The following is a 13079-nucleotide window of genomic DNA, read 5'->3' on the forward strand; positions in this document are numbered from 1 at the left end:
GCGCCGCGGGCCGGCAGAGCAGACACACACCACACACCGATGGGAACACGCGTGATGGCCACCCTTCTCGAACCGGCCGACGACCGGCTCGACACCCTGCTGTTGAGACGGTGGGACGGCGCCCCCGAGCGGGTCGCCGTCGTCGACGGCGACCGGGAGATCACCGCAGGCGAGCTCCGGGACCGGTGCCTGCGGGTCGCCTCGCTGCTGCGGCGGCGGGGGGCCCGTCCCGGAGACCGGGTGGCGGTCTACGTGGAGCGCTCCGCGGAGTTCGTGGTGGGCGTGAGCGGCGTGGTCCTCGCCGGCGCCGCCCAGGTCGCGTTCGACGCGAACGACCCGGTGGAACGCACCCTCGACATGCTGGCCGACTGCCGGCCCCGGCTGCTGATCACCACCGCGGCCCTCCGGTCCCGGCTCCCCGCCGGGCTCGACGTCGAGGTGGTGACGGTCGAAGAGTGCGCGACCGCGGCGCCGGTCGGCGCGTTCGAGCCGGCCGCCGACCTGGCCGAGCAGCCCGCCGTGGCCATCTACACCTCCGGCTCCACCGGCCGCCCCAAGGCGTCCCTCATCCCGCACCGGGCGGTCGCCAGTCGCCTGAAGGCGCTCCAGCGCGCCCACGGGCTGGGCGAGGACGACCGGATGCTGCACCACACCGCGTGCAGCTTCGACATGTTCCTCATCGAGGTGTACTGGCCGCTGATCACCGGTGCCACCATCGTGATCGCCGCGCCGGGACGCCAACGCGACGCCGACTACCTCGCGCGGATGATCCGCGAGGCGGACATCACCACCTTCTACTGCGTGGTCTCCCTGCTCGACCTGTTCCTGTCGGCCCGCGGCCCGGAGGAACGCTTCGACGGGCTGCGCCGGGTCCTCACCGGCGGGGAGCCGCTCGGCCCCGAGCTGGTCCGCCGCTTCCACGCGCGGTCCACCGCGCCGCTCACCAATCTGTACGGGCCGAGCGAGTGCACGATCTACTGCACGGCGTGGGTCCCGCCCCGGGACCCGGAGCCGGACACCGTGTACATCGGCTCGGCCATCGAGGACACCACGCTGCGGATCCTCGACGAGGAGGGCCGTCCGGTGGCCGACGGGGAGCCGGGCGAGCTGTACATAGGCGGCGCCGGTCTCGCCCTGGGCTACCTCGACCGCCCCGAGCTGACGGCCGAGCGGTTCGTCCCGGACCACCTCGGCGATCCCGGCGACCTCCTCTACCGTTCCGGGGACCTCGTGCGGAGCCACCCGGTGGGCGGGCTGGAGTTCCTCGGCCGGGTGGACCTCCAGGTGAAGGTGCGGGGCTACCGCATCGAGCTCGGAGAGATCGAGGCCGTGGCCCTGCGCGTCCCCGGGGTCCGCCAGGCGGCCGCGGTCGCCTGCGGGTCCGGCGGCGAGGCGCGCCTGGTCGGCTTCCTGGTGGCCGGGCCGGGCACCGACCCGGAGGCCATCGCCGCGGCCGTCCGCGAGGCACTGCGTTCCGCGCTGCCGGGGTACATGGTTCCCGCAGCCCTCACCGTGCTGTCGGAGCTGCCGCTGACCGCCAACGGCAAGCTGGACCGGGCCCTGTTGGCGGACCGGGCCCTGACGGCGCTGCCGGCCACCACGGCGCGGGAGACGCCCGCCGCGGAGGCGGGCGAAGTGGAGAAGCTCGTCGCCGACGTCTGGTGCGAGGTGCTCGGCCTGCCGGCGATCGGTCTGCACGACGACTTCTTCGACATCGGCGGGGACTCCTTCAAGGTGATCCGTGTGACGCGGAAGCTGGAGAAGCTGCTCGGCTTCGAGGTGCCGATGCACCTGGTGTTCGACGAGCCCACCGTCGCGGGGTTCGGCGCCGCCCTCGCCGAGCGGCAGGAGGAGGAACAGTGAGACCCCGGACCCTGATCCGTTCCTTCGACGACCTCCGCCTCCACGCGCCCGACCTGTCCTCCCCCGTCGTCACCCTCTTCAGCGGGGGCCTGGACAGCACGTACCTGCTGCTGCGGCTGGTGCGGGCGGGCGTACGGGACGTCCACGCGCTCAGCGTCGACCTCGGCGAGGACGAGAGCAGCGCGTGCAAGCAGGCGATGGCCGACCAACTCGGCGTCCGGCTGCACCTGGTGGATGCCCGCGAGAGGTTCGCGCAGGAGTACGTCCGCCCGGCGATCGCCGCGCACGCCGTGTACCTCGACACCCACCCGATCAGCAGCTCCCTGAGCCGGCCGCTGATCGCCGAGATCGCCGTGGACACGGCGCGCGAACTCGGCGCCGGCACCGTGCTGCACACCGCGAACCGCTCCCAGAACACGCTGCGCCGGCTCAACGGGGCCTTGGACCTGCTCGGGTTCGCGGGGCGCCACGGCAGCCCGTACGACCTGACGCCCGTCGACCGGGACCGGAAGATGCAGGAGCTGAAGGAGGCCGGGCTCGACCAGTTGAACGAGCGGCTGGTCAGCGGCGACTCCAATCTGTGGTGTCGGGAGTTCGAGTCGGGGATCCTCGACGACCCCGAGGACCACGCCGTGCCGGAGGAGCTGTACCGGTGGAGCGTGCCCCGGCCCGGGGCGGGGCCGGAGGAGATCGAGATCGGGTTCGACCGGGGCCGGCCCGTCTCGGTGGACGGTCGCGCCCTGCCGCTGACCGCGCTCGTGGAGACGCTCAACCGACGGGTCGGCGCGCACGGCATCGGCCGCTACTCCGGGCTGGAGCACCTGACCGGGGGACAGAAGGTCCTGGAGGTGCGGGAGATGCCGGCGGCGACCCTGCTGCTGCGTTCCCACCGTCACCTGGAGACGGCGACGCTGCCCGCGGAGACCATCAGGGAGAAGATGCACCAGGAGCAGATCTGGGTGCGCGAGGCGCTGGAGGGCCGTTGGTTCGACGGTCTGCGGCGGGCGAGCCAGGCCTTCGTCGACGTCTGCTCGCAGCGCGTCACCGGCACGGTGCGTTGGCGGCTCGGGGCGGGTACGGCCGTGACGCGGGCCATCGTCGCGCAGGAGCCGCTCTACCTCCGGGACCGCGAGGCGTGGGAGCACGCCTGCGTCGCCGCGGAGCAGAGCTCCTTCGGCCCGGCTCGCGCACCGGACCCGGAAAGGGTGTCCCGCACGTGACGCGCACCGACGGCCCCGGGGGCGCGGCGCGGGCCCGGGACCTGCCCGTGTTGGCCGTCGTCTACGGGCGCGGCGCGGCCACGCCGCTGGGGCTCCTGGACACGGCGCGGGGGCGCTGCACGGTGGTCTTCCTCGGCGACCTGGGCGATCCCCTGGTCGCCGCGGACCTGGCACCGGTGTCGAGGAGAACGCGGGTGGTGGACACCCGCGGGCTGACCGAGGAGCAACTGTGCGCGCTCGTCGTCGGGTTGGAGCCCGACGGGGTGGTGACGTTCAGCGATTCGCTGCTGCGGGCGACCGCGGTGGTGGCGAAGGCGTGCGGTCTGCCGTTCCACGAACCCGACACCGCGGACGTGTTGGTGGACAAGTTCCGCCAGCGCGAGGCCCTGGCGTCGGCCGGGGTCCAGAGCACCGTGTGCCGGCTGATCCGCTCCGCCGGTGACCTCGCCCCGGCGTTGGCGGCGACCGGGCTGCCGGCGGTCGTCAAGCCGCGGGCCGGGTGCAGCAGCACGGACACCTGCCGGGTGGACAGCGCGGAGGAACTCGCCGCACGGTACGCGGAGTTCACCGACGGGGTGGCGGAGCCCCGCGCGTACGTACTGGAGGAGTACCTGGCCGGCGACCCCTCGGCGGTGGGGGACTTCTGGGGCGACTACGTGTCGGTCGAGTCGGTGACCCGGGAGGGTGACACGACGACGGCGGGGGTCACGGGCAAGTTGCCCCTGGCGTACCCCTTCCGGGAGACCGGCCTGTTCGTTCCGGCCGAGCTTCCCGAGGACCTCGTCGCGCAGGTGGTCCGGCTGGAGCGGCGGGCGTTGCGGGCGCTGGGCGTCCGTGAGGGGGTGACCCACACGGAGATCAAGTTCACTCCGGAGGGCCCCCGCGTGATCGAGGTCAACGGACGCATCGGCGGCGGCATCTCGGACATCCTGAAGCGTTCGTCGGGAGTCGACCTGCTGGCCCACGCCGTCGAGTCGGCGCTGGGTGCCTTCGACCCGCCCGAGCCGGTGCTCGGGCTCGCCGGAGCCGACCGCAGGGTCGCCTTCCAGTACCTCGTGTCCCCGCCGTCGGACGCCTGTGTCCCGGGCGGGGACGAACTCCTCGACGACCTCTACGACATCCCTGGCGTCGAGCTGGTGGACGTCGTCATCGACCCGGGGTGGCGGGCCGACTGGCGGGCGGGGACCGAGTGGATCCTGGGGACGGTCTACGGCTCGGCCCCCGGGTTCGCCGAGCTGAGGGTCACCCTCAAGGCGGTCCAGGACCGGATGGGCGCCTTCTGGTCCGAGGTCGAGGGCTGACACCGGCCCGTCCGGCGGAGTCGGCCGGGCCGCGGCCGGCCCGCACGATCGGAGCCGCCCGTTCGCGCGGGCGGCCCCCGGCGATCAGGCGCCTCGCGCCGGGCGGCCCACCCAGTCCAGGCACAGCACCGTGGCGTCGTCGGTGGACTCGACGCCGGCACCCCGGTGGCCCGCGAGGTGTTCCAGGATCGCCCCCGGCACCTGGGAGGGCGGCAGCAGGCGGGTGCTGGTGACGGCCCGGGCGAGTGCGCGCGTGCTGTAGCTCTCGCCGGCAGGCGAGGCCACGTCGTAGACCCCGTCGCTCGCGAAGATCAGCCGGTCCCCCGGCTCGACCCGGAAGTCCTGGCAGGTGTAGACCGTGTCCTCGAACATGCCGAGGGGCAGCTGCGCCTCCAGCTCCACGGTCTCGACGTTGCCGTCGCGCAACCGCCAGACCTTCGGCGACCCGGCGTCGACGATCTCGACGCGCCCCGTGTCCAGGTGGAAGTCGAGCAGGAGCATCGCCAGATGGCGCTCGCCCCGGTACTGCCCGTAGACCGCCTGGTCGGCGAGGGAGGCCTGGTCCACCAGGCCGAGCCCGGCGCGGCGCGCGTTGCGCACGGCGTTGACCGCCAGGTTCGTCAGCAGCGCGGCGTCGATCCCGTCGCCCATGCCGTTGTTGACGCCCAGGAACAGGTGGTCGGCCGAGGTCGACCAGTCGAAGCTGTCGCCGTAGATGGCGTAGGCGGGCTCCAGCTGTGCGCCGAGGCCGTACTCGGGGCGGGCGCAGGAGCGGCCCGGGAGCAGCTGCCACTGCATCTCGGCGGCGAGGGTCAGCCGGTCCGTGCGCCGTGCCTGACGGAAGAGGTCGGTGTCCCGATCGGCGACGAGGAGCTCGTGGGCGAGCGCGTCGGCCACCAGCCCCAGCTCGTCCCCGATCTCGGGCGTGCGGGCGGCCCGGGGCAACGTGACGCTCAGCACTCCGAGCCGGTCGCCGCGCACGCTCACCGGCAGGTGGACGGTGACCCGCTCGCCGCCGTCCACGAGGTACGGCTCCTGGGCGCCGAAGGCCCGGCCGGGGGCCGTGGAGTACACCGACACCGGCTCGGCGTCGTGCGGCGGCGTGGTCAGGGGCTGCAGCCGGGTCATGGCGTAGTCGGCCAGCAGCAGCTCGACGGACAGCGCTCCGTGACGTGCGACCAGCAGCGCGCGGATCTCGTGGAGCAGCTCGTGGGGTGCCGCGGCGCGCAGGATGCGCTCCACCGAATCACTTGGGGGCACGGGGTGCGGCCTGCCTCTCCTCTTCGTGGGTGTGGACGCGATGTGTGCATCCGGTAGAGGAGTGTCACACGCGTCGCGGGCCCGGGCGTACCGGTGCGCCTCCAACCCCGCCCCGGGCGCCGGGTTCCGGGCCGAACGGGCGTGGCGCGCCGCTCCTCGGCCGTGTCGGGCGGGACCGGGCGGAAGCGACATCAGGGGCGTGACGGTGGCAGAGTGGGCCTCATGCCCCCTCTCGACGGTCCCCCCGGCACGGGAGCGCGTGCTTCTGTGACGATCGGCGCGGTCGCGGAGCTCCTCGAAGTGCTGCTGGCGCGCGGCCAGGACGCCACGACCCCCGCCATATCGCCGTCGCAGCTGCGCGCGCTGCTCGTCGTGGAGCAGTCCGAGGGCATCAACCTGCGTACCCTGGGCGCGATGCTCGGCTCCCGACCGCCGTCCGTGACGCGTCTGTGCGACCGGATGGAGGCCATGGGGTTGCTGACGCGCTCGCGCAGCCGGACCAGCGGGCGCGAGGTCGAGCTGTACCCGACCCGGCAGGGCCGGGCGTTGCTGGACGAGTACCGGGCGATTCGGCTGCGGGAGCTGTCCGCGGTGCTCGACCGGATGGAGCCGGCGGGGATCGAGGCACTGGTCGTGGGCCTGACGGGGTTGCGGCAGGCGGCGGAGGACCTCGCCGCGGGGGCGCGGGCGGCGGCCGCAGGGGCGCCGGTGGCCGCGCCCGGGGCCGCCGACCGGGAGCCGACCGTACGGGGAGCGGGTATCGGACCGTCGCGGACCACCCGGCTGTCCGACACGGCCTGAGGTCCTCGCGACGGGCGGGCGAGGGATCCGGGCGACTGGTCAGACCCGGATGATTGACCAGTTAAAATATTGCCCGATGGCAAATGATCGCTCTAGTCTCGCTCCGGACGCACCAGGCGCCCGTCGGGCCTGCGCACTGTGTGGCGAGAGGGGAAAAGCAACGCCATGGGGAGCGCTCTCGGCCTGGGGTCCTCACACCCTGCCGACAACCCGCCACCGCTGCCACACACAGTGGTGAGCCCGGCTCGGCAGGCCACGTCGATCGAGGAGGACCGCTCCCGCGCGCTGTGGAGCGGACTTCCCCCGCGCGTCCTGCTCATCGAGGACGACGAGGGTGACGCCCTCCTCGTCGAGGAGCTGGTCGCGGACAGCGGGGTCGACGTCCGACTCGGTCGCGCGGGCTCCCTCGCGGAGGCCCTGCCCCGGCTGAAGGGCGAGGCGCCGCAGTGCGTCCTGCTGGACCTGCACCTGCCCGACGCCCACGGACTCGACGCCCTCAACAAGGTGCTGGCCAACGCCGCCGAGGCCGCCGTGGTCGTCCTCACCGGCCTCTCCGAGGAGCAGGCCGGCCTCGCCGCCGTCGCGGCGGGGGCCCAGGACTACCTGGTCAAGGGCCGCCTGGAGCCCGACGTCTTCATGCGCGCCATCCGGTACGCGATCCAGCGCAAGCACACGGAACTCGCGGCGGCCTCCCTCCAGGCGAGCAGGCTGCGCGCGGAGGAGAACTCCCGACTGGAACGCGGCCTGCTGCCCACGCCGCTCCTGCTGGACGACACCGTCGCGGTCTGTGCCCGCTACCGGCCCGGTCGGGCCCAGGCGCTCCTCGGCGGCGACTTCTACGACGTCGTCCAGACACCGGACGGGGCGACGCACGCCGTCGTCGGTGACGTCTCGGGGCACGGCCCGGACGAGGCGGCGCTGGGCGTGTGCCTGCGGGTGGCGTGGCGGGCGTTCGTCATGGCCGGCGCCCGCGGTCAGGACCTCCTGGAACTGTTGGAGAAGATCCTGGTCGCCGAGCGTTCCGGGCCCGAGATCTTCGCCACCCTCATCGCGGTCACCCGGCCGGCGGGCGCGCCGCACATCAGCGTGCAGCGGGCCGGTCACCCCGGCTTCCTGGTGCGCTCCTCGGCGGGCGTGCGCCTGGAAGAGGTGCCCGGCGGACCCGCCCTGGGCATCGTGCCCGACTGGGACACCCGGTGGCCCGTCGTCCGGGTCCCCGTCGAGAACGCGGGGGCCGTGATGCTCTTCACGGACGGCCTGATCGAGGGCAGGATCGGCTCCGGCTCGGACCGCCTCGACGAGGACGGGTTGCTGGACATCGCCCGCCGACACAACGACCTGCCCGCCGACGCCTTCGTCGACACCCTGATCCACACCGCCCAGAGCCTCGCCGCGCACAGCGGGGGGCTGGCCGACGACGTCGCCGTACTCCACCTCGAATGGAACACCTCCTTGTGAGTGCCCCGGACCCGACCGACCCCCCGACCCCCCGAGGCGGCCGTAGCGGCCGTACCGGGCTGAGCCTGCGCGCGTGGTTCATGACCGTGCTGGCCCTGCTCGGCGTGATGGTCGTCGTCACGGCCGTGGTCGGCGCCGCCCTGCTGTCGAACACGACCGCGGCCGGCGACCGGCTCGTCGACCGCATCGCGCCCGCCCAGCGGGAGGCCCTCAGGCTGGAGTCCGCCCTGCTGGACCAGGAGACCGGGGTCCGCGGCTACCAGCTGACGCGCGACCCGAAGCTGCTGGAGCCCTACGAGCGCGGCCTGGAGAACGAGCGCGCCTCGTCCCGGAGGCTGGAGACGCTGCTCGACGACGAGAGCACCGCCAGGACCGACCTGACGGCCGTCGAGGAAGCCGCGCGCACCTGGCAGGAGTCCTTCGCCGTGCCGACCCTCGCCGCGGCGAAGGCCGGGACGACCGGACCATCGGTCCAACTGGGCAAGGACCGATTCGACGAGGTCCGCGAGCGGATCACGACCCAGCAGACCCGGCTCGACAGCGTGCAGGCCGACGCCCGCACCACCTTCGCGCAGGCCCGCTCCGAACGCGACCACGTCCTGTTCGCGATCGTCGTGGCCTTCCTCGTGACCGGCCTCTGCCTCGCCGGACTCCTCCAGATGAGCGTCGTCCGGCCGTTGGCCGAGGTCCGGGCCGCGTCCCGGCGGGTGGCCGCGGGCGCGTTCGACGAGGAGATCCCCGAGACGGGACCCTCCGACCTGCGCTCCCTCGCCCGCGCGGTGGAGGCCATGCGCCGCCGGACCGTCGCCGAGCTGACGGCCTCCCGGCACAACGCGGAGGAGCTGAAGCGGACCGCCGCGGACCTCGACGCCCAGGCGGTCGAACTGCGCCGTTCCAACGCCGAGCTGGAACAGTTCGCGTACGTCGCCTCGCACGACCTCCAGGAACCGCTGCGCAAGGTCGCCTCGTTCTGCCAGCTCCTGGAGAAGCGGTACGGGGACCGGCTCGACGAGCGGGGCAGCCAGTACATCGGGTTCGCCGTCGACGGCGCCAAGCGCATGCAGGTCCTCATCAACGACCTGCTCACGTTCTCCCGGGTGGGCCGGGTCCAGGACGCGCGGGAGACCGTCGCCCTGGACGGCACCGTCGACCGGGCCCTGCGCAACCTCGCCACCGCCGTCGAGGAGAGCGGGGCCGAGATCGTGCGGCCTCAGCACCTGCCCTCGGTGTCGGGCGATCCCACCCTGCTCACCATGCTCTGGCAGAACCTCGTCGCCAACGCGGTGAAGTTCCGCTCGCCCGATCGCCCCGCGCGCGTCGAGATCGCCCTGCGCGACGACGAGGAGGGGACGGGGGCCGAACCCGGCTTCCACACCTTCACCGTCACGGACAACGGAATCGGTATCCCGGCCGAGTTCGCGGACAAGGTGTTCGTCATCTTCCAGCGCCTGCACGGCCGGGAGACCTATGGCGGCACGGGGATCGGCCTGTCGCTCTGCAAGAAGATCGTCGAGCACGCGGGCGGTCGCATCTGGATCGACACCGCCCACACCGGCGGAACGCGGATGGTCTTCACCCTGCCCGTACTCCCCCACGACGGGTCCGCGGCCGGCACCGATTCCGGCGCCGTGGCAGGATCCGGCTCCGTGACAGGATCCGGCGCCGTGGCAGGATCCGATGCCGGCTCCGTGAACGCGAACGCGACCGTACCGACCACCGAAGGAAGTACCGCATGAGCACCCCTGACTCCAGGCCGCAGAACCAGCCGGCGGAAGTCCTGCTCGTCGAGGACGACGCGGGTGACGAGCTCATGACCCGTGAGGCCTTCGAGGACAACAAGATCGGCAACACGCTGCACGTCGTCCGGGACGGCCTGGAGGCCCTGGACTTCCTGTACCGCAGGGGCGACCACACGAACGCCCCGCGCCCCGACCTGATCCTCCTCGACCTGAACCTTCCCAAGTACGACGGTCGGCAGGTCCTCGAACAGATCAAGAACGACCCCGAGTTGAGTCACATCCCGGTGGTCGTCCTCACCACGGCGGCGGCGGAGGAGGACATCCTGCGCAGCTACAAGCTGCACGCCAACGCCTACGTGACCAAGCCGGTGGACCTCGACCAGTTCATCCGGGCCATCCAGCAGATCGACGACTTCTTCGTCACCGTGGTGAAACTGCCGCGGTCCGTCTGATTCGAGCGCCGCGACCGGTGCGACCGGTCGGGCCGGATCAACCGACATCGGAGAGAGAGAAAGGTGGAGCACATGGACGCTCACACGTTCCCGGGTGGCGATGACGCGCGGTGCCGCGTCGCAACGCGTTCCGAGGGCGACGTCCGCGTCGTGGTGATGGCGGGCGAGTTCGACATGGACAACGTGGACGAGCTGCGCAGCGCCCTGGACCCGGAGGCCGCCGGCGTCGCCCGGTACGTCCTGGACGTCGCGGGGGTCACGTTCGCGGACTCGACGACGCTGAGCGTCATGCTCCAGCCCGCCCTGAGCCGTCCCGTGATCCTGGCCGGGGTGGTGCCGCCCCGCCTGGGCCGGCTCCTCGACATCACGGGCGCCTCCCAGGTCTTCGCCGCGGCCCCCACGCTGGCCGAGGCCATGGTCATGACCGTGCCGTCCCAGCGTCGTCGAACGTGATCTGCGGGCCGGGGAGGGCACTGGTGTTTGCCGCTGCGATTGCCGGCGCGGCTACAGGGCAGTCGAGTAGCGTCCGCGTCTGACGGGACCGATGAGGAGGTGAACGTGCGATACGACGTGAACGGACCGGCGCAGCCCGTTCCGCACACCGCCATGGAGGCGCGGGACCGCGTGCGGTTCCTGCTGGGCTCAGCCGGTCTCGTCGGTGTCGGCCCGGACGGGGAGGACGTCCTGACCGACGCGCTCCTCGTGACCTCGGAGCTGGCGACGAACGCCATCCGGCACGGCGGCGGGATCACCGGGTTCAGTGCCTCGGTGTCGGAGAACGGCCTGCGGCTGAGCATCACCGACCCCAGCGGTGACCGTCCCGTCACCCTGCCCCGCCAGGCCGGGACGTTCCTCGCCGGCGGCTTCGGCTGGCCCCTGATCCAGCGCCTCTCGCACAGCGTGACCGTCACCGTCCTGCCGGCGGGCGGCAAGCGCATCACGGTGCTCGTGCCGCTGGCCGCGCCCGCCGTGGCGCCCGACCGGACCGGGCCCCTCGACAGCGAGCGCGACTCCGCTCTCGACCGCGACCTCGATCACGCCCTGGGCTCCGATCACACCTTCGGCTCCGATCACCCCCTCGGCCCCGCTCTCGACCGCGTGTCACGACGGAGTGATGCCGCGTCATGACCGGTCGCCGGGCGATCGGGAACGGTCACGACCGGGCACCCGGAGGCGCGTTCATCCGCATGCTGAGATGCGACGCCACCGGCCGGGATTCTCGTGGCAGACTCCCCGCCATGCCGCACCAGTCGATTATCGGCGCCGGCGTGCGGGCACCGGACTGACCGAGCGATTCGCCCTCGGTCCCACCGCCCGCACGCAGACCTCTCGCATCCGCGAGGGGTCTTTTTGTTTTCCTCCCCCGCCCTGCGCCCCGCCCGCCGACCCCCCTCCGACCTCGACCGCCGAACCCGACAACGGCCCCGACCGCCGCCCGCGGCCGGCGCCGCCCCCGTCGTCCACGGCCCGTTCGCCTCCCAGGACAGGAGCCCGCCCCATGACCGTCAGCGACACCCTCCCCGCCCTCGACACCGCCGTACGCCGGTCCGCGTCCCGCGCCGAGCTGCCCGCCCCGCAGGACGCGGAGGAGGACTCGTACGCCCTGACCGTCACGCTCCGGGACGGCGGGCACGCCCTCTCCCGCATCGTGACCGTGCTGAACAGCCTGTGCGTCACGGAGCTGACCTTTCGGACGTCGAAGGAGGCGCCCGCGCTCTGCGAGATCGTCGTGCCGGCCGCGGACGCCCCCCGCGCCCGGGCCAAGCTGCTGCGCTGCGTCCACGTACTGGACGTCACGGCCCGCCGGGTGCGCCGCTGAGCCCCGTGGGGTGACCCCCCGGACCCCGGACCACGGCGAGGACCTGCCCGGACGTCCTGGGTAGGGTGGCGCGACAGCACATCGTGAACAGGATCAAGGAGCAGACGTGAGCGAGCCGGCGTCCATCGCCCTGCAGCAGGAGATCGCCCGGGAACTGGAGGTCGCCGAGATGTTCGAGGCCCAGCGGGAGATCGAGCGTCGGGTCGCGTTCCTCGCCGAGCGGCTGACCTCCACCGGTCTGCGTTCCCTGGTGCTCGGCATCAGCGGCGGCGTGGACTCCACCACCGCGGGCCGGCTGTGCCAGCTCGCCGTCGAGCGGGCCAGGGCAGCCGGGCACGAGTCGCGTTTCCACGCGATGCGGCTGCCCTACGGGGTCCAGGCCGACGAGCACGACGCCCGGCTCGCGCTCTCCTTCATCCAGGCCGACCAGGTGCTGACCGTGGACATCAAGCCGGCGAGCGACGCCGCCCTGGAGGCCTCGCTGGCCGCCGGAGTGGAGTTCCGCGACGCCCATCACCAGGACTTCGTGCACGGCAACATCAAGGCCCGGCAACGCATGATCGCCCAGTACGCGGTGGCGGGCGCGCACGACGGCCTGGTCGTCGGCACCGACCACGCCGCGGAGGCGGTCTCGGGGTTCTTCACCAAGTTCGGTGACGGCGCGGCGGACCTGGTCCCGCTGACCGGGCTGACCAAGCGCCGGGTGCGCGCCGTCGCGGACGCGCTGGGCGCGCCCGCCGAACTGGTGTGGAAGACCCCGACGGCCGACCTGGAGAACCTCGACCCGGGCAAGGCCGACGAGGACGCCCTCGGTGTCACCTACGACGACATCGACGACTTCCTGGAGGGCAAGCCGGTTGGCGAGTCGACCTTCGCCACCATCGTCGGGCGCTACCGCCTCACCGACCACAAGCGCCGACTGCCCGTGGCCCCCTGACCCTCCGGCCCCGATCGGCGGCCGAGCGGGAGCCGGGGCCGAGTACGGCGGTACGGCGGTACGGCGGTACGGCGGTACGGCGGTACGGCGGTACGGCGGTACGGCGGTACGGCGGTACGGCGGTACGGCGGTACGGCGGTACGGCGGTACGGCGGTACGGCGGTACGGCGGTACGGCGGTACGGCGGTACGGCGGTACGGCGGTACGGCGGTACGGCGGTACGGCGGTA

12 protein-coding genes are annotated in these 13079 nt (G+C 72.9%); 11 read left to right on the plus strand and 1 reads right to left on the minus strand.

Going from position 1 to position 13079, the window contains the following annotated elements:
* The first annotated feature begins 54 nt into the window (after positions 1–54).
* Genes OG906_RS06180 through OG906_RS06190 form a run of 3 tightly spaced genes read left to right on the plus strand, consistent with a single transcriptional unit; the run spans position 55 to position 4384 of the window.
* Positions 55–1863 (plus strand): non-ribosomal peptide synthetase, encoded by a 1809-nt coding sequence (locus tag OG906_RS06180; RefSeq protein ID WP_329440770.1) that lies wholly within the window; start codon positions 55–57, stop codon positions 1861–1863.
* Positions 1860–3083, plus strand: a complete 1224-nt coding sequence (locus OG906_RS06185; RefSeq protein ID WP_329440772.1) for an argininosuccinate synthase-related protein — start codon at positions 1860–1862, stop codon at positions 3081–3083. Before OG906_RS06180 ends, OG906_RS06185 begins: the two co-directional genes overlap by 4 nt.
* Positions 3080–4384, plus strand: a complete 1305-nt coding sequence (locus OG906_RS06190) for an ATP-grasp domain-containing protein (RefSeq protein WP_329440774.1) — start codon at positions 3080–3082, stop codon at positions 4382–4384. The genes OG906_RS06185 and OG906_RS06190 overlap by 4 nt, the downstream gene beginning before the upstream one ends.
* An 84-nt stretch (positions 4385–4468) precedes the next feature.
* On the opposite strand, the gene OG906_RS06195 is transcribed toward OG906_RS06190, so the two are convergent.
* Positions 4469–5644, minus strand: coding sequence for a PP2C family protein-serine/threonine phosphatase (locus tag OG906_RS06195; RefSeq protein ID WP_329440776.1), 1176 nt, complete (start codon positions 5642–5644; stop codon positions 4469–4471).
* Positions 5645–5866: 222 nt separating this feature from the next.
* Between OG906_RS06195 and OG906_RS06200 the strand changes: the two genes are divergently transcribed.
* The 8 genes from OG906_RS06200 to nadE all read left to right on the plus strand — a co-directional run bounded on the left by OG906_RS06200 (position 5867) and on the right by nadE (position 12850).
* Positions 5867–6445, plus strand: coding sequence for a MarR family winged helix-turn-helix transcriptional regulator (locus tag OG906_RS06200; RefSeq protein ID WP_329440778.1), 579 nt, complete (start codon positions 5867–5869; stop codon positions 6443–6445).
* A 234-nt stretch (positions 6446–6679) separates the two neighbouring features.
* Positions 6680–7903, plus strand: a complete 1224-nt coding sequence (locus OG906_RS06205) for a PP2C family protein-serine/threonine phosphatase (RefSeq protein ID WP_392897339.1) — start codon at positions 6680–6682, stop codon at positions 7901–7903.
* 80 nt (positions 7904–7983) lie between these two features.
* Positions 7984–9639: a sensor histidine kinase gene (locus OG906_RS06210; RefSeq protein WP_329440780.1), complete on the plus strand. Its 1656-nt coding sequence runs from the start codon at positions 7984–7986 to the stop codon at positions 9637–9639.
* Entirely contained in the window at positions 9636–10094 is a 459-nt protein-coding gene (locus OG906_RS06215; RefSeq protein ID WP_329440782.1) for a response regulator, read from the plus strand. Before OG906_RS06210 ends, OG906_RS06215 begins: the two co-directional genes overlap by 4 nt.
* 72 nt (positions 10095–10166) lie before the next feature.
* Entirely contained in the window at positions 10167–10547 is a 381-nt protein-coding gene (locus OG906_RS06220) for an STAS domain-containing protein (protein WP_329440784.1), read from the plus strand.
* Positions 10548–10652: 105 nt separating this feature from the next.
* Positions 10653–11222 (plus strand): ATP-binding protein, encoded by a 570-nt coding sequence (locus OG906_RS06225; protein WP_329440786.1) that lies wholly within the window; start codon positions 10653–10655, stop codon positions 11220–11222.
* Positions 11223–11592: 370 nt separating this feature from the next.
* Positions 11593–11913 (plus strand): hypothetical protein, encoded by a 321-nt coding sequence (locus OG906_RS06230; RefSeq protein ID WP_329440788.1) that lies wholly within the window; start codon positions 11593–11595, stop codon positions 11911–11913.
* A gap of 106 nt (positions 11914–12019) precedes the next feature.
* Positions 12020–12850, plus strand: coding sequence for an ammonia-dependent NAD(+) synthetase (gene nadE / locus OG906_RS06235; protein WP_329440790.1), 831 nt, complete (start codon positions 12020–12022; stop codon positions 12848–12850).
* Positions 12851–13079 lie beyond the last annotated feature (229 nt).

Source organism: Streptomyces sp. NBC_01426, assembly GCF_036231985.1.
Classification (GTDB): domain Bacteria; phylum Actinomycetota; class Actinomycetes; order Streptomycetales; family Streptomycetaceae; genus Streptomyces.

Excerpts from the sequence above, each read along its gene's own strand:
- OG906_RS06210 (WP_329440780.1), top strand. The coding sequence starts at position 7,984 with ATGACCGTGCTGGCCCTGCTCGGCGTGATGGTCGTCGTCACGGCCGTG.
- OG906_RS06215 (WP_329440782.1), top strand. The coding sequence starts at position 9,636 with ATGAGCACCCCTGACTCCAGGCCGCAGAACCAGCCGGCGGAAGTCCTG.
- OG906_RS06230 (WP_329440788.1), top strand. The coding sequence starts at position 11,593 with ATGACCGTCAGCGACACCCTCCCCGCCCTCGACACCGCCGTACGCCGG.
- OG906_RS06180 (WP_329440770.1), top strand. The coding sequence starts at position 55 with ATGGCCACCCTTCTCGAACCGGCCGACGACCGGCTCGACACCCTGCTG.
- OG906_RS06220 (WP_329440784.1), top strand. The coding sequence starts at position 10,167 with ATGGACGCTCACACGTTCCCGGGTGGCGATGACGCGCGGTGCCGCGTC.
- OG906_RS06200 (WP_329440778.1), top strand. The coding sequence starts at position 5,867 with ATGCCCCCTCTCGACGGTCCCCCCGGCACGGGAGCGCGTGCTTCTGTG.